Origin of the sequence: Vibrio sp. 10N.222.52.B7 (genome assembly GCF_041474275.1) — a bacterium.
Classification (GTDB): Bacteria; Pseudomonadota; Gammaproteobacteria; order Enterobacterales; family Vibrionaceae; genus Vibrio; species Vibrio crassostreae_C.
On sequence record NZ_JBFRTU010000012.1, the window covers coordinates 117,993 to 118,311 of the forward strand.

Annotated in this window: 1 pseudogene; it reads left to right on the forward strand. The window is 42.3% G+C overall.

Annotation, left to right across the window (positions count from 1 at the left end):
- Positions 1 to 45: 45 nt before the first annotated feature.
- Positions 46 to 319, forward strand: a pseudogene (locus AB4512_RS05490) (acetate kinase); the annotation flags it as partial.

Here is a 319-nt window from a genome sequence, read left to right on the forward strand (position 1 = left end):
AGTAAACACTTCATCCAATTCGTACTGAAACAGGATCCATATCCAATGTCTAATTCGTTTGTTCTGGTTATTAACTCGGGTAGTTCATCCCTAAAATTTGCTGTAATCGATTCTGTTTCTGGTGAAGCAGTATTAAGTGGCCTAGGGGAGTGTTTTGGTCTTGAAGATGCTCGTATGAGCTGGAAATATCAAGGCGAGAAAACTGAAATTGCCATTCAAGGCGAAGATAACCACCACAAAATTGCCATTGGCAAATTGGTTGGCCTGATGGAAGATCTAGGCTTCACTGCTGATATCGTGGCTATCGGTCACCGTATCG